18 protein-coding genes are annotated in these 22,406 nt (G+C 42.1%); 11 read left to right on the top strand and 7 right to left on the bottom strand.

Annotation, left to right across the window (positions count from 1 at the left end; all coding sequences use genetic code 11):
* Positions 1–8: 8 nt before the first annotated feature.
* The 5 genes from OCU90_RS15380 to pepA form a co-directional block, all read right to left on the bottom strand.
* Entirely contained in the window at positions 9–914 is a 906-nt protein-coding gene (locus OCU90_RS15380; RefSeq protein WP_017078781.1) for a bifunctional helix-turn-helix transcriptional regulator/GNAT family N-acetyltransferase, read from the bottom strand.
* 79 nt (positions 915–993) lie between these two features.
* Positions 994–1,398 carry a DUF2061 domain-containing protein gene (locus tag OCU90_RS15375; protein WP_009847723.1) on the bottom strand — a complete coding sequence of 135 codons (405 nt, stop codon included), beginning with the start codon at positions 1,396–1,398 and terminating at the stop codon, positions 994–996.
* Positions 1,399–1,618: 220 nt separating this feature from the next.
* Positions 1,619–4,492, bottom strand: coding sequence for a valine--tRNA ligase (locus OCU90_RS15370; protein ID WP_061023512.1), 2,874 nt, complete (start codon positions 4,490–4,492; stop codon positions 1,619–1,621).
* Between the two features lie 103 nt (positions 4,493–4,595).
* Positions 4,596–5,045 carry a DNA polymerase III subunit chi gene (locus OCU90_RS15365; RefSeq protein WP_061023509.1) on the bottom strand — a complete coding sequence of 150 codons (450 nt, stop codon included), beginning with the start codon at positions 5,043–5,045 and terminating at the stop codon, positions 4,596–4,598.
* 106 nt (positions 5,046–5,151) lie between these two features.
* A complete protein-coding gene (gene pepA / locus OCU90_RS15360) occupies positions 5,152–6,672 on the bottom strand; it encodes a leucyl aminopeptidase (protein WP_004735335.1) in 1,521 nt (506 codons plus the stop codon).
* Between the two features lie 192 nt (positions 6,673–6,864).
* On the opposite strand from pepA, the gene lptF reads away from it, so the two are divergent.
* Both lptF and lptG read left to right on the top strand, forming a co-directional pair.
* Positions 6,865–7,965 carry an LPS export ABC transporter permease LptF gene (gene lptF, locus OCU90_RS15355; RefSeq protein WP_004735336.1) on the top strand — a complete coding sequence of 367 codons (1,101 nt, stop codon included), beginning with the start codon at positions 6,865–6,867 and terminating at the stop codon, positions 7,963–7,965.
* Positions 7,966–7,968: 3 nt separating this feature from the next.
* Positions 7,969–9,039 (top strand): LPS export ABC transporter permease LptG, encoded by a 1,071-nt coding sequence (lptG, locus tag OCU90_RS15350; protein ID WP_017078773.1) that lies wholly within the window; start codon positions 7,969–7,971, stop codon positions 9,037–9,039.
* 63 nt (positions 9,040–9,102) lie between these two features.
* Here lptG and OCU90_RS15345 read toward each other — a convergent pair whose 3' ends face one another.
* Positions 9,103–9,579, bottom strand: coding sequence for an RDD family protein (locus OCU90_RS15345; RefSeq protein WP_017083738.1), 477 nt, complete (start codon positions 9,577–9,579; stop codon positions 9,103–9,105).
* A 748-nt stretch (positions 9,580–10,327) separates the two neighbouring features.
* Here OCU90_RS15345 and OCU90_RS15340 point away from each other — a divergent pair.
* Together OCU90_RS15340 and OCU90_RS15335 are read left to right on the top strand one after the other, a co-directional pair.
* Positions 10,328–11,059, top strand: coding sequence for an AAA family ATPase (locus tag OCU90_RS15340; RefSeq protein ID WP_061023506.1), 732 nt, complete (start codon positions 10,328–10,330; stop codon positions 11,057–11,059).
* A 605-nt stretch (positions 11,060–11,664) separates the two neighbouring features.
* On the top strand, positions 11,665–12,645 hold the full coding sequence (locus tag OCU90_RS15335) for a restriction endonuclease (RefSeq protein ID WP_061023504.1): 981 nt from the start codon (positions 11,665–11,667) through the stop codon (positions 12,643–12,645).
* Positions 12,646–12,751: 106 nt separating this feature from the next.
* Here OCU90_RS15335 and OCU90_RS15330 read toward each other — a convergent pair whose 3' ends face one another.
* Positions 12,752–14,785 carry a TonB-dependent receptor gene (locus OCU90_RS15330; protein ID WP_061023502.1) on the bottom strand — a complete coding sequence of 678 codons (2,034 nt, stop codon included), beginning with the start codon at positions 14,783–14,785 and terminating at the stop codon, positions 12,752–12,754.
* A 243-nt stretch (positions 14,786–15,028) separates the two neighbouring features.
* Between OCU90_RS15330 and OCU90_RS15325 the strand changes: the two genes are divergently transcribed.
* The 7 genes from OCU90_RS15325 (at position 15,029) to OCU90_RS15295 (ending at position 21,607) form a co-directional block, all read left to right on the top strand.
* Positions 15,029–15,493, top strand: a complete 465-nt coding sequence (locus OCU90_RS15325) for a helix-turn-helix domain-containing protein (protein WP_061023500.1) — start codon at positions 15,029–15,031, stop codon at positions 15,491–15,493.
* A 210-nt stretch (positions 15,494–15,703) separates the two neighbouring features.
* Positions 15,704–17,290 carry an AbgT family transporter gene (locus OCU90_RS15320; protein WP_061023498.1) on the top strand — a complete coding sequence of 529 codons (1,587 nt, stop codon included), beginning with the start codon at positions 15,704–15,706 and terminating at the stop codon, positions 17,288–17,290.
* Between the two features lie 149 nt (positions 17,291–17,439).
* Positions 17,440–18,693 carry a tyrosine-type recombinase/integrase gene (locus OCU90_RS15315; protein WP_061023496.1) on the top strand — a complete coding sequence of 418 codons (1,254 nt, stop codon included), beginning with the start codon at positions 17,440–17,442 and terminating at the stop codon, positions 18,691–18,693.
* Positions 18,694–18,794: 101 nt separating this feature from the next.
* The gene (locus OCU90_RS15310) at positions 18,795–19,178 is read left to right on the top strand and encodes a hypothetical protein (RefSeq protein WP_061023494.1); all 384 of its coding nucleotides are present in this window, start codon (positions 18,795–18,797) and stop codon (positions 19,176–19,178) included.
* Positions 19,179–19,223: 45 nt separating this feature from the next.
* On the top strand, positions 19,224–19,724 hold the full coding sequence (locus OCU90_RS15305; protein WP_061023492.1) for a hypothetical protein: 501 nt from the start codon (positions 19,224–19,226) through the stop codon (positions 19,722–19,724).
* A 102-nt stretch (positions 19,725–19,826) separates the two neighbouring features.
* The gene (locus OCU90_RS15300) at positions 19,827–20,255 is read left to right on the top strand and encodes a DUF2787 family protein (protein ID WP_061023490.1); all 429 of its coding nucleotides are present in this window, start codon (positions 19,827–19,829) and stop codon (positions 20,253–20,255) included.
* An 845-nt stretch (positions 20,256–21,100) separates the two neighbouring features.
* Positions 21,101–21,607 carry a TetR/AcrR family transcriptional regulator gene (locus OCU90_RS15295; protein WP_061023488.1) on the top strand — a complete coding sequence of 169 codons (507 nt, stop codon included), beginning with the start codon at positions 21,101–21,103 and terminating at the stop codon, positions 21,605–21,607.
* The last annotated feature ends 799 nt before the right edge of the window (positions 21,608–22,406 follow it).

Here is a 22,406-nt window from a genome sequence, read left to right as displayed (position 1 = left end):
AAAACACATTATAGCGTTTTGGCCATGACAACCTCACAAGCGTCATGGCCTGTTTCTCCCCAAGCTGAATCAAGGTGTTCAAAGCCCAATTTTTCGTAAAGTTTAACGGCAGCATTAAGGCATTCGGTCGTTTCTAGATACATATGTTGATAACCCAGTTCCTTAGCTTTCTCCATCGACATATTAACCAACCTCTTAGCTAAGCCTTTGCCTCTTGTTTCTGGCAAGAAGTACATCTTTTGCAGTTCACAGACTTCTGGCATACCTGCTAATGGTGCAAATCCACCACCACCGACAACCTTTCCATCAAGTTCAATTACCCAATACTGAGATCTTTCATTGTTATAAACGCTGAACATGTCTTCTAAGGTGGGATCTGCTACACCATAACCTTTATCTTCGGTTAGCCCATTCTCATAAGAGACTTGGCGAATTACATTGGCCACTACGGTGTTGTCTTGCTGTTGTAGGGGACGAACCACCACATCACTTGAAGCGTGGCTTTGTTGCAGTGCTTTAAGGTAGTGCTCGATTCCCCCCGAAACTTGTTGAGTTTCCGCTTCCGTTAAACGCTCAAGTACCGAGTCATAAAATTGATTTTGTTGATTGTGAAGTTTGGCAAGAGTGTTTATCCCTTGCTCTGTTACTGAAGCAACAACACTGCGCTTATCGTTGGGGTGTGGCGAGGTTTGGATTAACGAGTTCTTCGCTAGATTATTGACTGCTCTACTGGCGTTGGACTTATCAATATTGAGCTTATCCGCTAATTGATTCACGGTTAATGGCTGCTGCTCTAGTTCGATAAGCGTATGCGCTTGAATCGGAGGTAGGGCAATATCACCACAATCTTTGTCGAGCATTCCAAGCTGTCGAACGAGCTGACGTGATAATTCTCTAAGTTGTGCTGAAGTCATGTTGCCTCTCAATATGGTTGCGATGTACAACTATAATTTAATTGCGAGCCGCAACTATGTCAACAATAAACTCTCTAGGTTAAGCGTGTTGGTGCAAACAAAACTGTGGCTGTGTTGTTTGGCTTTCTGCTTTTCGTAGCCAAACTTTCTCATGGAAGTAGTAAGCCACGGTATTCAAAGCGGGTTCTAACGTTGCCATCACACCACCAACAAAGGCATCGCCAGTCAATAAGTAGACAACGGTAAAGGCAACACTAAAGTGGATAGTAGCGAAGCTTGCTGTTTTTAATTTAGTCATCCACTGACGAGCTTTAAGCGCTGGAACTTGAGCCCAAGCCTTTTCATGAAAATAGAAGGCCACAGTATTCACAGAGGGCTCAATCATGGCAATTAAGCTGCCAATTAAGATGTCGCCTGTGAGTACGTAAGCGACACTAAATGCGATAGTAAAATGTAATGCGGCAAAGGTTAGTGTCTTTTTCATGATAATTACTCAATCGTTGTGTTGTTTCGATAGAGCTATTATTGAGAATTATTATCATTAAATCTAATGGGAAGTAGAGATTAATTTGATAGGTAAAAACTATCAATAAATAAGTGACGGACGACAAGACTTGGAGTGAGAGGCATAAAAAAAGGTTGGTCACGAAGACCAACCTTTCTATTTAGAGCGAGAAGTTCGAAGCCTTCTCGTTCAATCAGTTTTAAAGTGCAGCGATTGTCGCTTTTTGCTCTTCAAGCTTAACAAGAGTCTCTTGGTAACCTTCAAGCTTTTCACGCTCTTTCGTGATAACCGCTTCAGGTGCTTTAGCAACAAAACCTTCGTTACCTAGCTTACCTTCGATACGCTTAATCTCACCGTGAGTCTTCGCTACTTCTTTATCTAGACGAGCAAGCTCAGCATCTTTGTCGATAAGACCCGCCATTGGGATCATCAGCTCAGATTTGCCAACAAGCTTAGTTGCGCAAGCTGGAGTCGCTTCGCCGTCTGCTAGAACTTTAATATCGTCTAGCTTAGCTAGAGAAGTAAGAACGATCTTATTTGCTTCGATACGAGTTGCATCTTTCTCATCAGCGACTTTGATCATTACCTCTAAGCCTTGGCTTGGTGCAATGTCGTATTCCGCACGTAGGTTACGGATAGCTGTGATGAAAGTTTTAACCCATTCGATGTCGTCAACGATCTCAGCATTGAAGTTAGCTTCATTAAACTGAGGAAGCGCTTGAGTCATGATGGTCTCGCCTTCAACGCCGTCTACTAGCGGCTTAACGCTCTGCCAGATAGATTCAGTGATGTAAGGAAGAACAGGGTGAGCAAGACGTAGAGTCTTCTCTAGAACCGTGATAAGCGTGTAACGAGTCGCTTGTTGTTGAGCTTCAGTACCCTTCCAAAGAACAGGTTTCGTTAGCTCTAGGTACCAGTCACAGAATTGGTTCCAGATGAATTCGTAAAGCGTGTTCGCCGCCATGTCTAGACGGTAGTTGTCTAGGTGAGCGTTAAACTCTTTCGCTGCAACTTCAAACTGAGATTCAATCCACTTGTCTGCTAGAGAGAATTCCATGTTTGCACGGTCTTCAACAGACAGTGACATGCCACAATCGTGCTCTTCTGTATTCATCAGTACGTAACGGCTTGCGTTCCATAGCTTGTTACAGAAGTTACGGTAACCTTCAAGACGCTTCATGTCCCAGTTGATGTCACGGCCAGTTGAAGCCATAGCTGCAAGAGTGAAACGCAGTGCATCAGTACCGTACGGTTCGATACCATCTTCGAAAGTTTTACGCGTAGCTTTTTCGATCTTAGCAGCCAGTTTAGGTTGCATCATGTTGCCACAACGCTTTTCTACTAGCTCTTCAAGGCCGATGCCGTCAATCATATCGATTGGGTCAAGTACGTTACCTTTCGACTTAGACATCTTGTCGCCGTTTTCATCACGGATAAGGCCCGTCATGTAAACTGTTTTGAAAGGTACTTGAGCCTTGCCATCTTCGTCTTTCACGAAGTGCATGGTCATCATGATCATACGAGCAACCCAGAAGAAGATAATATCAAAACCAGATACTAGTACTTCTGATGGGTGGAATGTTTTCATTGCTTCAGTATCTTCAGGCCAGCCTTGTGTGCCGAACGTCCAAAGTGCAGAAGAGAACCAGGTATCAAGAACGTCGTTGTCTTGCTTAAGAACAATTACCGGTGAAAGGTTGTTCTTTTCACGAACTTCTTCTTCAGTGCGACCTACGTAAACTTTACCATCGTTGTCGTACCATGCTGGGATACGGTGGCCCCACCAAAGTTGACGAGAGATACACCAGTCTTGCACGTCACGCATCCACGCGAAGTACATGTTTTCATATTGCTTAGGTACGAATTGGATCTCACCATCTTCAACGGCTTTAACAGCAGGCGCAGCAAGAGGTGCTGTACGCACGTACCATTGGTCAGTCAGCATTGGTTCGATAACCACACCACCACGGTCACCGTAAGGAACGGTTAGATCGTGATCTTTGATTTCTTCAAGTAGGCCTAGCTCTTCAAATTCAGCAACCGTTGCACGACGAGCAGCAAAACGTTCCATGCCTTGGTATTTAGCAGGAAGCTCTGTTGAATACACATCGCTCTCTTCACCGTTAGTTGTGAAAATTTCAGCCGCATCACGGATATCACCGTTGAACGTTAGGATGTTGATCATTGGTAGGCTATGGCGCTTGCCCACTTCGTAATCGTTAAAGTCATGAGCTGGCGTGATTTTTACACAACCCGTGCCTTTATCCATGTCAGCGTGCTCATCTCCTACGATAGGGATAAGACGATTAACGATAGGAAGCAGGATTTCTTTACCGATAAGATCTTTGTAGCGAGGATCTTCAGGGTTAACCGCAACGCCTGTATCACCAAGCATGGTTTCTGGACGTGTAGTAGCAACGACGATGTAGTCTTTGCCATCAGCCGTTTTAACACCGTTCGCTAGTGGGTAGCGGAAGTGCCACATGAAACCTTTTTTGTCTTTGTTTTCAACTTCAAGATCAGAAATAGCAGTGTGCAGTTTAGGATCCCAGTTTACTAGACGCTTACCACGGTAGATTAGGTCTTCTTCGTATAGACGAACAAACACTTCTTGAGTCGCAGCCGATAGGCCGTCATCCATAGTGAATCGCTCACGATCCCAATCTACAGAAGCACCAAGACGACGAAGTTGTTGAGTGATCGTGCCACCTGATTCGCCTTTCCATTCCCAGATCTTGTCGATGAAAGCTTCACGGCCGTAGTCGTGTTTTGTTTTGCCTTCTTCAGCAGCGATCTTACGCTCAACAACCATTTGAGTGGCGATACCAGCGTGGTCAGTACCCACTTGCCAAAGAGTATTTTTGCCTTTCATACGTTGAGCACGGATAAGCGTATCCATGATCGTATCTTGGAACGCGTGACCCATGTGTAGGCTGCCAGTGACGTTCGGTGGCGGGATCATGATGCTGTAAGCTTCTTTTGATGTGTCACCGTGTGGCTTAAAGTAGCCTTTCTCTTCCCAAGTCTTATACAGAGCTTGTTCGATTGATGTTGGGTTGTATGTCTTTTCCATAGTGCTCTTATAACGGATACTGTGAATGGTTAATCGTGGTCAAACTTCATAAGTGAAGCTTCTTGAATCTAAATCCAAAGATAGCTTTAACTATGAGGTTTGACTATGGATGTTGAATCTCGATAGTTTGTAGCTGATATCCAGCCTGACGGTAAATTTTATACCTTTCTCGAGCGAGTTGCTTAGCTTTTTCTTCGCAAGGAACGAAGTCTATCACCTGAGCAAAGGCGTTCGCAAAGGTTGTATTATTATCGGCCAGATTTATTACCAGTTGGCGATTCCAATTATGTTTTACGCCTTGATAGCCAATTTCGATGTTGGTTGAATACTTTGGGCCTTCGCCAACTAAGTTATGTGCAATAAATTCATTGGGTTCGACCTGCCAGAAAACCTCAGCGATACGTTCGGCATGTTCTTTGTCATTGCAGTTGAGATAAAGTTTAGCGCCTTGTTTAGCAAAGTGCTGAGCAAGAAACAGCACATAGTGAGCAAAACCATCTTCGCTGGTTTGCGGGCTGTCTGAGGGCACAATGTAAAATGTGGCAGTCTGCATACTTAACACTCGAAACTTGAACTGAAAATCGTGGATATCAATATTACTTGGTTAACAGGGTCTAACAAATAGCGCTTATTAAAAAAGGGCCCGTAGGCCCTTTTCATTATTTTGAAGATTGCTCTTCAGTCTCTTGGCCGCTGCGGTTCAATAAGAATTGGACTAGCATTGAGACAGGACGACCTGTCGAGCCTTTCGCTGCACCTGACTTCCAAGCAGTACCTGCACTGTCGATGTGAGCCCAGTGGTACTTCTTAGTGAATTTAGACAGGAAGCAACCTGCGGTGATAGTACCGCCTGGGCGGCCACCGATGTTTGCCATATCAGCAAACGGACTGTTCAGCTGCTCATGGTACTCGTCTGCCATAGGTAGACGCCATGCGCGGTCACTTGCTTGCTCTGAAGCATTAACAAGTTCATGAGACAGTGGGTTGTGGTTAGATAGAACGCCACTGATGTGGTGACCTAGAGCGATAACACATGCGCCAGTTAGCGTAGCAACATCAACAACACAATCTGGTTCAAAGCGCTCAACGTAAGTTAGGGCATCACATAGAACCAAGCGACCTTCTGCATCAGTATTTAATACTTCAACGGTTTGGCCTGACATGGTTGTTAGAATGTCACCTGGGCGGTAAGCATTGCTACCTGGCATGTTTTCACAGCCTGCAAGGATACCAACAACGTTGATTGGCAAGTTAAGTTTCGCCAGTGCTTTCATTGTGCCGAATACAGATGCAGCACCACACATGTCGTACTTCATCTCATCCATGCCTTCACCTGGCTTAAGCGAGATACCGCCTGAATCGAAAGTAAGACCTTTACCGACTAGAACGATAGGTTTTGCATTTGGGTCAGCAGCGCCTTTGTATTCCATGATAGACATCATAGATTCGTTCTTAGAGCCACGACCTACAGCTAAGTATGAAGTCATACCCAGCTTTTCCATCTCTTCTTCACCGATGATCTTAGTCTTTACTGTCTCATAATCGTCAGCTAAACGACGAGCTTGAGAAGCTAAGTAAGCAGGGTTTGCGATGTTTGGTGGCATGTTGCCAAGATCTTTAGATGCTTTCACACCTGAAGCAATAGCAAGACCATGAGAAATCGCTTTTTCGCCAAGGCTTAGCTCGCGACGAGTTGGTACGTTGAATACCAATTTACGCAATGGACGGCGAGTCTCTGGTTTGTTGCTCTTAAATTGGTCGAATGTGTAAAGACCATCTTTAGTCGCTTCTACCGCTTGACGAACTTTCCAGTAAGTGTCGCGACCTTTAACGTGAAGTTCTGTAAGGAAACATACTGCTTCCATAGAACCAGTTTCGTTTAGTGTGCTGATGGTTTTTTGGATGATTTCTTTGTATTGACGCTCGCCTAGCTCACGTTCTTTACCACAGCCTACCAGTAGAACACGTTCTGAAAGTACACCAGGTACTTGATGCAGTAGCAGCATCTGGCCAGGTTTACCCTCTAGATCACCGCGACGAAGCAGTGAACTAATGTAGCCATCGCTAATCTTATCTAATTGCTCGGCTACTGGAGAAAGGCGGCGCGGTTCGAATACACCGACAACGATACATGCGCTGCGCTGTTTCTCTGGGCTGCCACTTTTTACACTGAACTCCATGCGTACTCCTACATCCTGAAGACAAATCGAACTAAATGTTAGATAATGGGTTCTTACTTGTTGGATCCTATAATGGAACTAACCTTAAAGAAGAACGCTAACACTTAGCTAAAAATTTAAAAAAATAAAAGGTTCAACGGGAAATTATAGTGATTCAATCAAAAAAACAAGTTTTGTATAGGTAATTTGAGCGTGATTATTGTTAGATATTTGATCCGCGAGACAATCAAGAGCCAATTTGCGATCTTTTTTGTTCTCTTTCTCGTGTTTCTCAGCCAAAAATTCATCAGTGTTTTAGCGGACGCCTCTGATGGTGATATTCCTGCGAGCCTCATATTGTCGATTGTTGGTCTAAATATGCCAGCGATGGGTTTATTGATGCTTCCACTCAGTATCTATATTGGTATTTTGCTTACTTTTGGCCGTCTTTACGCTGAAAGTGAAATAGTCGTAATGAACGCTACGGGTATTGGTAATAAATTCCTTATCCAATCTGCGCTTTATTTGGCTTTGATAACCGCATCAGTTGCCGCTTTCAACTCATTTTGGTTATCTCCTTGGTCGCAAGACAAAGTTGAGCAAATGTATGAAGAAGTGGCTGCAGAAAATAGCGTTGATTTACTTCCTAAAGGTAAGTTTGAAGGTACGCCGGATGGTTCTTCTGTCGTTTTCATTGATGATATCGACGGTAATAAGTTAGAAAATGTGTTCGTTGCTCAAATGCGCCCACGTGATTCGGTATTGCCTAGTGTGATGTTTTCTAAGTCGGGTGATGTCAAAGAACTGAGCGATGGTCGCCAAGTCATCGTTATGTATGACGGCACTCGTCATGAAGGGGTTCCGACACGTCTTGATTATATGGTGACGCACTTTGAAGAGTACGAAGGCTTAATTGGTCAGCGTGAAGTTGAGAAAAAAGGTCGAGATTGGGAAGCCATTCCTACACTCGAACTGATTGGTAATCCAGAAAACAGTGCGAAAGCGGAATTACAATGGCGAATTTCATTGGTACTTTGTATTCCATTGTTGACCATGCTTGTTGTGCCACTGTCTGCGGTGAACCCTCGACAAGGTCGTTTCGCTAAAATTGGGCCTGCTATTCTAATTTACCTAACCTATTTCTTAGCAATCAGTGCAACCAAATCTTCGATTGAAGAGGGGAGTATCCCTGCGGTAGTCGGCATGTGGCCAATTAATGCGTTATTGTTATTTGTCGCAATTGGTGCAAACTTTATGGATAGCGTGCCAGTAAGGCGTTTGAAAGAAAAATTCAAGAATAAAAGGTTAGCTTAAGCCGTGTTTAAGATTCTCGATTTATATATAGGCAGAACCATCATCGCAACGACGTCTCTGGTATTGGTGACGTTTGTTGGTCTCTCTGGAATTATCAAGTACGTAGAGCAGTTGAGAAAGGTTGGTCGTGGTACCTATGATCTACTACAAGCGCTGTATTTCGTTCTATTAAGTGTTCCTCGTGATATCGAGATGTTCTTTCCAATGGCCGCATTACTTGGTGCATTGATTGGATTGGGTATGCTTGCTGCGAGTTCTGAGCTGGTGGTGATGCAGGCGGCGGGTTTCTCTAAGTTAGATATTGGCCTATCGGTACTCAAAACCGCAATTCCATTAATGATCGTGGTGACTCTTCTTGGTCAATGGGGGGCGCCTCAAGCACAGAAGATGGCTCGTGACTTAAGAACTATATCGATTGCTGGTGGTAATATTATCTCTACCCAAAGTGGGGTATGGGCACGTGATGCCAATGACTTCATTTTCATTGTCAAAATCGATGATCAGAAGTTATATGGTATGAATATGTGGCGCTTTGATGAGAACAAGGCTTTGAAAACAGCTATATACTCAAAAGAAGTCGATTACGTTGGCAACAACGTTTGGACTATGAACGATGTAGAGATCACGTCTTTCGAAAATGAGCTTCAGATTACCAAAGAAAGCTTACCAACTTATACTTGGGAAACATCACTCGCTCCGGATAAGCTTGCGATCGTAACAGTTAAACCAGAAGAACTGTCTTTAAGTGGGTTGTACGATTATGTTTCCTACCTTAAAGCCTCGGAGCAAGATGCATCACGTTATGAACTCGCTTTATGGAGAAAGATAACTCAGCCGATTTCGATAGCGGTCATGATGTTGATGGCATTGTCGTTTATCTTTGGTCCACTACGAAGTGTGACTATGGGAGCTAGGATTCTTTCGGGGGTTATTGCAGGTTTTACCTTCTATATATCCAGTGAGTTCTTTGGTCCGGTCAGTTTGGTTTATCAAATACCACCGGCCTTTGGTGCGCTAGCCCCTAGCGTGGTATTCCTCGGAATAGCCATAATGCTCTTGAGGCGTAAACTGTAAATAGAAAAAAGGAAGGCATAACGCCTTCCTTTTTTGATCTTGACTGTAGCAGGTTTAATCGCGTTATCGTGCTTGTGGTAGCACTACTACTTCGGTCTTCGCCCAGATGTCGTGAAAGCCACGTTTCTGAGGATCGAATGGAACACATAAGTTTGCTAATCCAAATCCTGAGGTTCCTAAGCGAATCAGAGCTTGGGTTACAGTAATAGCGGAGCCATCTTTGTTTTGAATGCGCAGTTTCCAAGCTCGCATTCCTAGCGTTTGACCTGCTCTTGTCCAAAAGAACACAAAGAAGTACACCCAAACTACAACTAAGTAAAAGGTATATGCAGGGCTCCAAATAGGGTGGTTGCTCAAGAAGTCACTAACATCGGCATAACCGCTATGGTTAAAAACGCCAAGTGCCATGAGCGCATGCAGCAGAGCGACAATGACGCCAGCCGCCAGCATCTCAATAGCGATTACGATAAGGGCGTCATAGAACAAGGCACCAAATCGGCGCATTACTCCTGCTGGTGGCATTGTGTTTGTTGATGTCATGGTGTTATTACTTCTTCAAAAATTTAGGCGTCAGAATATAGTCTAAGGCTTGGCGTGAAAAGAGACATGACGCACAGCTTATGACTTAGTGGCGAAATTATCGGCAAACACACATGAATTCAAGTTTTTATACTTGCCACATCAGTTCGCATACGTATAATGCCAGACATCGAAAGGGCAACGCCCCAAGATAATGCCGGTATGGTGAAATTGGTATACACGACGGATTCAAAATCCGTTGTAAATCAATACTATATCATTAGCATTTCAAGTCTCAATAATTAAGTAATACCAGCCAGTCGCTCTCTATAGCGGCTTTTTTTATGTCTGAAATAAATTACTTCCATAACGAACTATGGTGCATCTATGGTTCATCACATGTTGACTCTGTGCTCAAGGGAATCCTAGTAAATCCAAAAAATGCAAACTTCTACAATCTTGCAAGCCAGTATCTCCAAGGGCTGTAGAGTCTGAGAACCATGGTACGACCATGGTGACTTTACGGTGCTATGAATTTTTAATGTGGCCTTTGGTTGCGAAAAGATCGTTTTTATGGGGTTGTTGTTAAGCCTTTTATCATGGGCGTTGTTGGGTAGTGTGTCACTAGCGCGCTGGGGATATACATCAGTAATCAATCACAAAGGGGGGAAGTCGAACTTTGTGCGATTAGTCAGGTGCATTTTTGAGTTAATATTATATCTTAGGGAAACAAATTCGCCGTTTAATTAAGATGTGACACAAGGAAAATATGCTCTTAGAAGACAGACCTTATCTTAGAGAAATACAGTTAAAGCGAAATAATATCGTTAGTTTTGATACATACCCTTTCTGTATTCCTGCCGTCAAGGAGTTAGATCATCTAGAATTTCATCCTGATGTCACGTTCTTCGTAGGTGAGAATGGGACCGGGAAATCTACTCTTATCGAAGCGATTGCAGTTTCGCAAGGGTTTAACCCAGAAGGAGGGACTAAGAATTCAACTTTCTCGACGAGCCGTACACATTCAGAATTGCACGAATTCATCAAATCTATAAAGAGTTTTAAACATCCCAGAGACGGTTATTTTCTTCGGGCAGAGAGCTTCTATAATGTCGCGACACTGATGGATGAAACTGGATATTTACAAGGTTATGGGGGGAAATCTCTTCACCAGCAATCCCACGGCGAATCATTTATGGCAACATTAATAAATAAGTTTCGTGGTAACGGCTTATATATCATGGATGAACCTGAGGCAGCACTATCACCTTCACGTCAGATGGCTGCGATATCTGCCATACATCAGCTAGTAGAAGAAAATTCACAGTTTATAATCGCTACGCACTCCCCAATTTTATTAGCGTACCCTAGAGCCAAGATATATCAATTTTCAGAAACGGGAATATATGAGGTGGCTTATGAAAACACTGAGCATTACGCTACCACTAAAGACTTTCTAGACCACCATGAACAGATGATGAAGATACTAATGGAAGAGTAACGTGTAACAATGACAACTAGAAGGAGTAAAAACACGCGCTTCACTCTGGTTTCCCCCCCTTTTTTTTAGCTAGGTTTGAGATTGGACGCTTACCTTACTATACCTAGTCTTTGATAGCAGTTTAATAACTCAGGATGTAAAGTAACCTGATCAAGCATACCCCCGGATTACAAGAAAAAGTGGGTATCTTATTAGCCATGTATTTTTATATGTAAATGACTCGATATTCTCTTTGTAAACCCACTAACTAATTTCAGTACAGCCACCAGAAACGATTCTAACGCTATGATTCAGTATCGTTATTACTAACGTTCGATGGGTTAACTTTGCTGTTGTCAGCCCTCTGAGTGATTGTCAGGAGCGTTTCTGTAGGGAAGTGGGTGAGATTACTGAGTCAGGTACTGCTGGGCGAATAAATCTATATTGCTGGTGCGATTGCTATGCGATGTATGGATTTTGATTTAGGCGGTGGTATCGGTGGCTAGTTGATTGCGTGAATGTGGTGAGATGAACTGGGAGCTAGGTTTCAGATAGAGTATTAATATGTTGGTGGTTCTTGCGATGAAGCTTTGTGTGCGAGTTCTCATGAGCTTTAAGGAAAAAGTGTGAGTAAGATAATTTTGGTTCGAAGCCCAAGTGAATTGATTTCTAAAAATTTAGCTGGGTACGGGTGGGACTGTATTGAAATGTCGTCTTTCAGTGACTTTAAAGATTTAATGAAATTCGTTGAAGATGAACAGATCAACCTTGGTCGACAAAGAAACCAAATCTCTCGATTTTTCCATACTAAGCCCGGAGATATAATCGTAGTTCCTGTGTATCGTGCGGTCGTTATTGGGATTGTTCGAGAAGGTAAATCCTTTGATGAGAATGGTGGCTATGGTGCTAACCGTATTAATGTTGACTACTTCAAGGACGAAAGTGGTTTAGCTATTAAGATCCCGCGTTCCAAATTATCTCAGGCATTGGAAAGTCGATTGAAAATCAGAATGACAATTGCTTCTTTGAATGAGTTTTCTGGTGAGATTGAAGAGTATGTAACTCAGCTAAAAGCCAACAACCAAGTTTGCTTTGATAGTATTTTTCAACAACAGAAAGATAAGCAAGTTGCTGACTTTAAAGAAACATTACTTGCAAAGCTTAGAAGCGGTTCAACTACGCTAGAAAGTGGTGGTTATGGTTTGGAGAGGTTGGTTAAAGAACTGATGGAGTTGGAGGGGTATTCTGCTCATATCGCTGCTAAAAATAAGATCTCAGACATTTCTGACGTTGATATTGAAGCAAGTCGCACTGACCCTGTATCGAGTAATCGAGTGTTTATTCAAGTTAAGCACCATAGAGGTGAAACTAGTGGGTGGGGAATTCGTCAACTTGCAGCTATCGAAGAAGATGAGCATGTTGATAAATGGCTTATTACTACAGCTACCGTGGCTGACTCTACCTTAGAATTTGCTAAGCGTGAAAATGTTTCTGTGATGGACGGTGAGAAACTCGTTGACTGGATTTACGATAGAGTTGATGAGCTGTCACCTTCCACCAAAGAACAGTTAGGTATTGGAGTAATGCCTCAAGTGATTACATCTTAATTACCCTTGGCCTTACTTGATCCGTAATACAAGAAGACTAACTATTGTAAAGGTGGGGTAATTTATCCCCTCAACAGAATAAGGAGAGGGGATAGTTTAAGTAATATTAGAAGCTGTAAGCAATTGACGCTTTAAAGTTACGACCCGCTTCGTAGCTGGTGTATTTATCTGAGCCCCAAGAGATACCAAAGCCAGTATGCTCTGCGTACTTCTTATCAAGTAGGTTATCGACACCAAGATTCACTTCTAGATCTTTAGCAAACGTAGGTGTGTAAGCCGCCCAGATGTTATGAGTTGCGAAACCTGCGCGTTTAATTTCATCACCATCTTCATCCGTGTAATCATTACCCGGTACAAAGCGTGAATCCCAACCAAACACAAACTCACTGTTTATGCTGTAGTTAAAACCAGCCTTAAAGTTATGAATACCGGTTTTATTCATGTGGCTTGTCTTGCCATTTTTCAGGCTCTTTTGCTCGCCATCTGAGTACGAATGGTTAGCGTAAACACTTAACGCATCTAGCTCATAGCTTAATACCGTTTCAACACCCCACACTTCAACATCATACTGGTTAGCTAATGTTGAGTTGTTTTTGGTTGGGTGCATTTGATTATCAAGGTTGTAGGTGTAAGCTGTGAAACCTAAGATAGCGTAATCAGCCGCAAGCAAACGTGTTAGCTCGTAATCAAAGCCCGCTTCGTAGTTGTTACCGGTCATCGCCTTGGTATCAGACTGGTCAACATCGGGTGCTGCTTTCATCGTTAGCGTTTCTGGTAGTGATGCACCTTTAAACAGGCGACCGTAACCTACACGAAGTTTTAGGTTATCCGTCGTTTGGTATTCCCCCTTGAACTTTGGAGACAGCTGATCAAAATCACCCGTGTAAACACCGCCCAACTTGTGAACGTCGTAACGCAGACCTGTGGTTAAACGGAAATCGCTGAACTCATACATATCTTGCACGTAAAGGCCGTAAGCGGTAACTGTGCCGCCATCCATACCGTACTTCTTGGTTTCGCCTTGCTTTGAACCGCTTTGATAAACGCCATCGCCAGCATCAATCCATTGTTCAGCTTTGTAACCATCAAGACCGTAAGTAAGCTCATGCTCACCAACCCAAGAAATGTTACGAATGTCACCACCGATGGTCGTCACGTTGTATTCACGATCAGGGATAGATAAGTCACCGTCTTTAGTGAACTTCCAAGAACCATTAACTTTCTTCCAATCGCCGTATTCTTCAGTTAGAGCATCGCGGTCCATGTACTGACGGTTGTAGTAGACGTTAGTTTTCAGATGAACCAAATCACTGCCTGCATCGTATTCGTGCTGAAGTGTCACTGTATCGCGATTTAGTGAGTGGTAGTTGTGTTCATCATCAGCATACAGTGCACCTGCCTTCTCACCAGAAAGTTGACGCTTACCGCCATCGTTGTAACGGTTGAAGGTCAGTTTAAATTCGTTGGCATCGTTCGGGATGAAAATAACCTTAGCCATACCAGATTTAAGCTCGCCCTGCTTGGACGTTACAGCTTCCTGATCGGGAATATGCAGATCACCATCTTCTGAGTAGTTTGCAATACCCATGAACTGTAGCTTGTCGTTCACTTTTGCATACACAGCGACATTGGTCGCGAAACGCTCATAAGCCGTTTGATAGCTCGTTTTTACTCGTGCACCGACACTTTCGCCCGGCTTAAGAAGATCGCTAGGATCTTTGGTTTCGTAGCTAAATGAACCGTTAATCGTACCTGAGCCAGATAACGCAGAGTTACCACCGAGTTCAATTTCGGCGCGTTTAAGCATTGCAGGATCAATCGCTTGGTCGCCTGAGTGGTGGAATAGTTGGCCTTCTTGGCGAGCTCCATCAATAGTCACTACGGAAAATTTGTCTTCCATACCACGTACAAATACTTTTCGAGAGTAACGTGCGTTTCCGTCTACCGTTACGCTAGGCATGGTGTTCAGAACATCTTTGATGTCCGATGCTTGTTTCTTTTCAAGGATATCTGAATTGATTTCTGTCTGAACAAGTTGATCAAGAGCGGAACCGATAACGACAACGGTTTCATCCGCCGCTTGGGTTGTAAAAGGTATAAGAGCCGTGGTAATAGCGACTGATAATAATTTTAACTTCATAGAAGTACTTTAAAATAATGTATTGATTTTTCATTGTTTCAGATTGCAAATGAGAATTCATCTTATTTACATTATTTACATTTGTATTCTTTATTTTTATGAGTGGAGTTAATATTATTGGTTTTGTGGATTCCATCGTATTACTTCTGAATAGTTTCTCTTGGCATTCACCTCTATACATTTAAACTGACTCTGCCTTATCTAAACCTATTTTTTTCAACACTGATAATAAATATACCAACAATGCTCACACCTGATGAAATAAAAAATCTTGCTTTATCACTTTCAGATTCAAGACTAAAAACTCGATACCTTGCGGTTCATTACTTTGAGTTAGGTCATAATCGAGTTCAAATTGCTCAGTTGATCGGAGTTTCAAAAGATAGTGTGAATGCATGGATTAAAAACTATCACAATCATGGTCTTGACGGGTTAAAATCAAAGAAACAGACAGGTAGACCAACTCTACTCAAGGAAGAACAGTTATCGAGATTATCTGAATATCTTGAGAGTAACTTTGTAAATGACCAAGTCCGGTTGTTTATGGCTGAGGATGTCAGGCGATACATCAAAACAGAGTTTAATGTGAGCTATGCTTCACGTAATGTATATCGTTTAGTACATGCCCTAGGTTTCAGTTTTATAATTAGCCGATCTAAGCGACCTACACAGTCATTGGAAGAGTTTAAGCGACGATTAACTAGATAAGTTAATAATTGATATAAATATAATGATGGTTGCTCAATGAATGCCATCCTAATTCCCTTTTCTTGAAATCTTTAGGTTTTATTTCAATCCCTCTTACAGTTAATGTTTATAAAATTTCGTTGGATGTGTTTTTTATTAAACAGTGTACGAGAATTTATAGTTTAAATACGCTTAACTCAATTCATATGAATAATCACAAGGAGGAGACAGGTGAATTCATCTGCTTCAATAAAAAGTAAATTACCCAAAAGAACAGTTTTTACTCGATTTTTAGATGGTGTTGAATATTTGGGGAATCTATTACCCCACCCGATCACTCTTTTTGCAATCTTCTGTGTCGCAATCTTAGTTACTTCAGGTATCGCTGGGTACTTTGAAGTTTCAGTTTTAGATCCTCGACCTGAAGGTGCTAAAGGTCGAACGGTTGATGGTATGATACATGTTGTAAGTTTACTTAATGCCGAAGGTCTACAACTTATAGTGACTAATCTAGTTAAAAACTTTGTTGGTTTTGCACCTTTAGGTACCGTACTTGTTGCAATGTTGGGTGTAGCTATTGCTGAGCACTCAGGTTTATTATCTGCGGCGATGCGTGGTATGGTAATGGGTGCGTCTCAGCGCATGGTTACAGTAACCGTAGTTTTTGCTGGTATCATCTCGAACACTGCTTCAGAACTTGGTTATGTTGTACTTATCCCTCTTGCAGTTATGCTTTTCCACTCTTTGGGTCGTCACCCATTAGCAGGTCTAGCAGCAGCATTTGCTGGCGTATCTGGTGGTTATTCTGCAAACCTTTTAATCGGTACGGTTGACCCTCTGCTTTCTGGTATTACAGAAACAGCAGCTCAAATGATCGACCCGACTTACAGCGTTGGTCCTGAATCAAACTGGTACTTCATGTTTGTTTCTACTTTCTTCATCGCGATTACAGGTGCCTTTGTAACTGAGAAGATTGTTGAACCAAAATTGGGTAAATACAACGATGAAGACGCGTCTGAAGATTTATCAAATGATTCAATGGGCAAGCTAACAGACGTTGAGAAGAAAGGTCTTAAGCTTGCGGGTATCGCAGTGCTAGCGGTTTCTGCGCTTCTTGCTTGGACGATTGTCCCAGCTGATGGTGTTCTACGTTCCGCAGCAGGTACGGTTTCAGGTTCTCCATTCTTGAAAAGTATCGTAGCGTTCATCTTCGTATTTTTCGCCGTTCCTGGTTTTGTTTACGGTAAAGTTACCGGCACAATGAAAACAGACCGTGATGTAATCAATGCAATGTCTAAGTCTATGTCTTCAATGGGCATGTACATTGTACTTGTGTTCTTTGCAGCTCAGTTTGTTGCGTTCTTTAAGTGGACGAACTTCGGTCAAGTATTCGCTGTAGCAGGTGCAAGTTTCCTACAAGATATTGGTCTAACAGGTCCAATGCTGTTCTTCGCATTCATATTAATGTGTGGATTTATTAACTTGATGATCGGTTCGGCTTCTGCTCAGTGGGCAGTAACAGCACCTATCTTCGTTCCAATGTTAATGCTTGTTGGTTACGCGCCTGAAACGATTCAAGCTGCTTACCGTATCGGTGATTCAACAACCAACATCATTACTCCAATGATGAGCTACTTCGGTCTTATCCTTGCAGTGGCAACGCGTTATACGAAGAACCTAGGGATCGGCACTTTGATTGCAACTATGCTTCCATATTCCATCTGCTTCATGGTTGGTTGGAGTATTTTATTCTATGTATGGGTGTTTGTATTTGGTCTGCCAGTTGGTCCTGGAGCGTTAACGTATTATACTCCTTAATTGAGATCTTATAGCATAAAAAAGCACACTTAACGTCGGGTGTGCTTTATGTAAATAGACCTGTTTTTTTGAACGTTTTCTGTCGCCCGAACCAAAAACCGATTCAAACACATATTAACTAATTGAATATCTAGTTAATGGAGGTTTGAATGAAGACAACAGTTCTCAAGTCACAACGACTCACCACCACTTTCCTCAACAACCTAAAACCAAATCCAGCCAACGCTAAATCCACCGATTATGAAGTCAATCTATCCGCAATGAAAGACTCCGGCTTACCTGTTGGTGTACGGTGTTTGGTGGGGAAGAGAACAGGTTCAATTAGGTTCATATTCAGGTTTACTAGCCCTGTAACTGGTCGCAAGGCGTCGATCGGTCTAGGGCGGTTCAATGACACTGACCTAATCACCTTGCGCAAGAAAGCGAAAGAATATCGGCAGCAAATTCTTGAGGGTATTGATCCGAAGATCGAGCGTGATACTGAAAAGGTCGATAATTCTATGACCCTTGAACGGTTCTTTAATGAAGTCTATTTACCACTGGCTAAGCAAAAGCGAAGCTGGAAAGATGATCAAGCGAGGTTCCGTCATGCTAAGTCGATATTTCATGTTCCCATTAATGAATTATCGGCGGCACATATCGTTAAGATCCAAATGGAAATGCAGGGAGCTATAAGTAAGACAACAGGGAAACCTTATGCTGTAGCTACGATTAATCGTGTATTAGCGCTGTTGAAAACGGTGAACCGTCAGGCTTACAAGTTGATGGACGCGCCGTTGGTTGCTGATAAGGTCAGCTTGTTGAAAGAAGACAACGTCCGCACTGGTTACTTTACCGAAGTACAGCTGAAAGAGTTCATAGGTCATGCTCTCAATCATGAAGATAAAAGTATTGGGGCATACCTAATTATTCTGTTTTTGACCGGATTACGCGATAGTGAATTACGATTGAGATTAAAATCCGATGTGAATTGGGAGGAGAAAACACTCACTATTCCGCAAACGAAAAATGGTAGTAGCCATGTTATTTATTTGAGTGATTACATGCTTGAGATTTTGAGGTCAGTGCCTCATGTGACGAATAACCCCTATCTCTTTCCTGGACGTAAAAGGGGTAAATCTGTAGGGCAGCCTAGGCATGCCTTCAAGGCTATCAAAGCCAAGATGGGACTGCCTGACATACCCGGTGATAAAGCGAATCTAACCCTACACAGTGCTCGTCATACGGTTGGGAGTTTGTTAGCTAGCCAAGGAGTCTCGTTACACGACATAGCCAAGCAGTTGAATCACGCTGACCTTTCATCCACAAGGCGCTACTCAAAATTGACCGTTGGACGTAGGCGAGAAATTGGTTCTCGTTTGTCGGATATGGTGACTGCGAAACCAGAGATACGTTGGGAATGAAGAAGTTAGGTTTACCCAATTAATTTAGAAATGACATTAGAAAAGCCCCTGTTTAGCGATGAGCTAAACAGGGGCTTTTTCATTATTAGGAGAAAATAATTATGAAAAATGTAAACAAGTTTGAAGATATTCAATCATTGCCAATGCCTGATGGTGTGAAAGCAAAACTGCTAGAGCATCTAATAGAACCATTCGGTGATGAAGAAAGTACGAAAGCGTTCTGGGATGAGGTCGGTACGACTTTGTACTTGATTGAGGAGTCCGATACCGATGAAACCTTGAGTAAAGAATCGGAAGGTGATCAAAGCTTTCTACGTTTTGTTACTAACTACCCTGAATGGGTTTTATTACTAAACGATGATGAATGCCCTTGGCTACTTGCTGTTGCCATTGTCACTACGGTTGGTAGTGGAGTGTATTGCTGCGCTCCAATAAACAGTCCAACGTTCCCTGTCGTCAAGCTTGCTGATCAAGCTGAATCTTAATCTCGAATTTAATCTTAATAGTCACTAATCGTATGGAGGTGTCCCATGGCACGTAAAACCAATCAAAAAGAAGAAGTCGTTCAACCTGAAGTATTAGGGGGTACTGAACAAGTCACGGTTACTGACGATAATCCAGTAGACCATTTCACTAATATCGTGCTCGAAGGCAAAGCGAAAAAGTTATCACCGAAAACTCAGAATCATGTGTTCTATGAGCTTTCGGTACATGATGATCTAAATGCTCTATTCCTTAGACTTTCGGGTAATGAAGGTGGCGGTCTTCATAGTAAAGAGTGGGCAGCCTTTGAAGATATCGTCGCTGTGTTAAATGAGCAAGACGACAAGCCGTTTAAAAGCACTGTACTTAAATCTGTGTTCAAAGGTGGGTCTGCTAATAATGCTGGGTTTATGGCGGCGGCACTGCGTGGGTTATTACTTATCCTGCCGTCAGAGAAATCGGTATTTCTCCACGTTCTTGCGCCTGACTACGAGCAACGTCGTGATGAACTCCTGTCATTAGTGGACGGTGAAAACGAAGCTAAATAACCTCGAAACTCACATCAATCCTTATCCACTAAGCCAACTCTGGCTTTTCATACCGAGCATTTAACAAGAGTGCTTCCTTAGCAAACTAAAAGAGAATTTATTATGAAACTATGCTTTTCAAAGAATAAGCTGACTTTACCTGTCAGTGTCGATCTTCAAGATACTTTAAACCGAGTGATCAGCGAATCAGGCAAATGGACACCTATGATCCAATCGATCGTCTTTTCTTTCCGTCAGAAATCTTACAGCCCAGAAAATGGTGGCTATCACCCTGTCGAGATTCGTATCACTAGGCTTAATGACCAATGGTTTTTTGATTACATCACTGACTTTAGTTACTGTGGATTGATGCCTGAACTAGAGAAAGAAATCGACTTTGATTTTGGTCATGGGGTGGCTTACATCCGATACATGGGTGAAGTTTCCATTACTGAATCCAGTGTCGCTGAGTTCTATTCGATGTGGGAAACCAACTTTCTAAGCTACATCGGAATGGACTGCTTTGATGAGATAAAAGTCACGGTGGATTAGTCCATCACTAACCAATCAAGTTGAAAGCACCATGTATGCACCATAAAATCCGCCTCTCACACCCTAGTGAAATCAAGGCTTCCTATTGCTCCATGTAACTCATGGTGTGATGGGAAGCCTTTTTCATTGGGGTAACGTTCTACAACGGATTACTTAAACGTTGCTGTCGGGATTCAGAGAGGGTTAAGTCGCTGGACTGCAATGGACGGTGGAAACACCAAGGAAGGGAGTTCTAATTTTAACGAGTTTGCTTGGTTCTCACTGGTGTTTTGTTATTAAAGGCTCCCATTGCTATCTGGAAGCAATGGGAGTGAGTGTTTAGGTTTAGCTATGGCGCGTAACGTATAGAGGTATTGAGAACAACTTCCCCGGAGATTTTCCATAGTCATCCGTTCTAATTACAGCGCCAAGAGCGCACCTTAATTCGATGTTTACAGCTCGGAGTGAAAACTTGGATACTTTCACTTTTGGCATTAGAAACAAGGTCAAAATGGGTGTTTCACTACGAGTGCGATGAATGTGAGTTTTCGGAATTCACGGTTAAATGGGGCGTGAGTAACATTTGGACGAAGATATTGCAGCCACGCCTTGTATAAAATCTCGGTCTTGTGTGATTATTTTGTATGGGTTTGTAATTATTTTATTTTAATATCTTTAATTATATCTATTTATTTTTACATTAAATTATACATTTTATTGTTCTTGATGGAAGTTAATTTCAAATTCGTGCTTATTTATATAAACAATAAGAATGCTATTTTTAGGGAGCTACTTTCGCATCTTTTGAATAATGCAACTGATAATTCAAACTGTTACAGTTGTGTTATGCGATTGAGGTGAGAAATATGAAAGTTAAAGAAAGCATCAAGAAAAAAAGAATTATGGAGAGTTCGTTAGTATACTTTTCCAAGTATCACTATAACGATGTTAGGGTTACGGCGATTGCTAAGTCAGCTAAGGTTCCCGCATCACTACTTTATTACTATTATGAGAATAAAGAGCAGCTTTTACTAGAGTCTTACGCATATGTAATAAGTGAAAGGTGTCTTCTTATCAAGGACTTAAACTTTAAAAAGCTAGTGCTGGTTTATTCGTCGATTTTTATCGAACACCATATGTACGCACTTTCAATTCACGACCTACTCTCTAAGAATGAAGACGTTAAGAATGATCTCAATGAAGTTATCTATTCTTACTTTAGACTCTGCGAAGATATTGAAAAAGAAAACTATGAGCTTTACCGAGTAGCGCTGGTTAGCTTATTTGCTCATCCTGGGATTATGCTGTCTCGAAATGAGGCTAATTTCACAACAGAAGAAATCATTGCAACGTATCAAAAAATATTAAAGTAATGGTGCGTCTTACAATTTTGATTGAACTTGTCATTTATAAGCTCAATGACAAGTTCAATCCATTAAAACCACTCTCACTAAAACAACCAAGTTATCTGGCTTAAGATAACCACCACTGCCACATTGGTGATATCGACGATAAACAGATATGGACTGGATTCAGTGATTTAATTAGAGATAGTAATTTTCTGTCGTAACTATCGATGGACTGCTTCGATGAGATTAAGGTAATGGCTGAAGAGGCATAGCGCTTATTAGTGTTGTGATGGACAGGAACGTGACCGGAGCGAGTAAAGGAAAAATGCTCCGTGGTTTTGTCCTGTTCATCAATTCATATGGGTGAATGTGTGATGGGGTATTAGCACTTAATTTATAAACATAACTCAAGGATTGTACATCCGTTGCGCCGTGTTGGAGGGGCTATGAGCGTGTCCTACCTTTACAGTTTAATACGATTTAGTAGGAGAGTGTCGCTCAGAGTTAACATGAAAATTAATGACGAGAAAACGGCTAACCACAAGGTTGATAACAGTATGAGATGGATGCTTTCCATTAAGAAAGGAACCAAAACAGATAGAATGGCAGCGACTAAAATTACAGCCTCCAAACACAAGCTTAGACAGGGACTATTTAGTCGTAAGTCAGTCCACTTCTTTAACATACATCCTCTCACTGTAACTGTCGCATTGTAAATGTAACCATCACGTTGCAAGTGTAACTTTACTTTTACGACAAGGGTGTGTTCTTAGTTGAAAAATGTTGAGATCTATTCAAGGTGGGTAAGGATGAGATTGTCTGG

The sequence above is a fragment of the Vibrio splendidus genome (assembly GCF_024347615.1).
In the GTDB taxonomy this organism is placed as follows: domain Bacteria; phylum Pseudomonadota; class Gammaproteobacteria; order Enterobacterales; family Vibrionaceae; genus Vibrio; species Vibrio splendidus.
This window is presented reverse-complemented; position numbering and strand designations above follow the sequence as displayed.

What these genes read in the sequence shown, in the direction of transcription:
- OCU90_RS15380 (WP_017078781.1), bottom strand. Translation starts at nt 914, where the DNA reads ATGACTTCAGCACAACTTAGAGAATTATCACGTCAGCTCGTTCGACAG.
- OCU90_RS15375 (WP_009847723.1), bottom strand. Translation starts at nt 1,398, where the DNA reads ATGAAAAAGACACTAACCTTTGCCGCATTACATTTTACTATCGCATTT.
- OCU90_RS15370 (WP_061023512.1), bottom strand. Translation starts at nt 4,492, where the DNA reads ATGGAAAAGACATACAACCCAACATCAATCGAACAAGCTCTGTATAAG.
- OCU90_RS15365 (WP_061023509.1), bottom strand. Translation starts at nt 5,045, where the DNA reads ATGCAGACTGCCACATTTTACATTGTGCCCTCAGACAGCCCGCAAACC.
- pepA (WP_004735335.1), bottom strand. Translation starts at nt 6,672, where the DNA reads ATGGAGTTCAGTGTAAAAAGTGGCAGCCCAGAGAAACAGCGCAGCGCA.
- OCU90_RS15345 (WP_017083738.1), bottom strand. Translation starts at nt 9,579, where the DNA reads ATGACATCAACAAACACAATGCCACCAGCAGGAGTAATGCGCCGATTT.
- OCU90_RS15340 (WP_061023506.1), top strand. Translation starts at nt 10,328, where the DNA reads ATGCTCTTAGAAGACAGACCTTATCTTAGAGAAATACAGTTAAAGCGA.
- OCU90_RS15330 (WP_061023502.1), bottom strand. Translation starts at nt 14,785, where the DNA reads ATGAAGTTAAAATTATTATCAGTCGCTATTACCACGGCTCTTATACCT.
- OCU90_RS15325 (WP_061023500.1), top strand. Translation starts at nt 15,029, where the DNA reads ATGCTCACACCTGATGAAATAAAAAATCTTGCTTTATCACTTTCAGAT.
- OCU90_RS15315 (WP_061023496.1), top strand. Translation starts at nt 17,440, where the DNA reads ATGAAGACAACAGTTCTCAAGTCACAACGACTCACCACCACTTTCCTC.
- OCU90_RS15310 (WP_061023494.1), top strand. Translation starts at nt 18,795, where the DNA reads ATGAAAAATGTAAACAAGTTTGAAGATATTCAATCATTGCCAATGCCT.
- OCU90_RS15305 (WP_061023492.1), top strand. Translation starts at nt 19,224, where the DNA reads ATGGCACGTAAAACCAATCAAAAAGAAGAAGTCGTTCAACCTGAAGTA.
- OCU90_RS15300 (WP_061023490.1), top strand. Translation starts at nt 19,827, where the DNA reads ATGAAACTATGCTTTTCAAAGAATAAGCTGACTTTACCTGTCAGTGTC.
- OCU90_RS15295 (WP_061023488.1), top strand. Translation starts at nt 21,101, where the DNA reads ATGAAAGTTAAAGAAAGCATCAAGAAAAAAAGAATTATGGAGAGTTCG.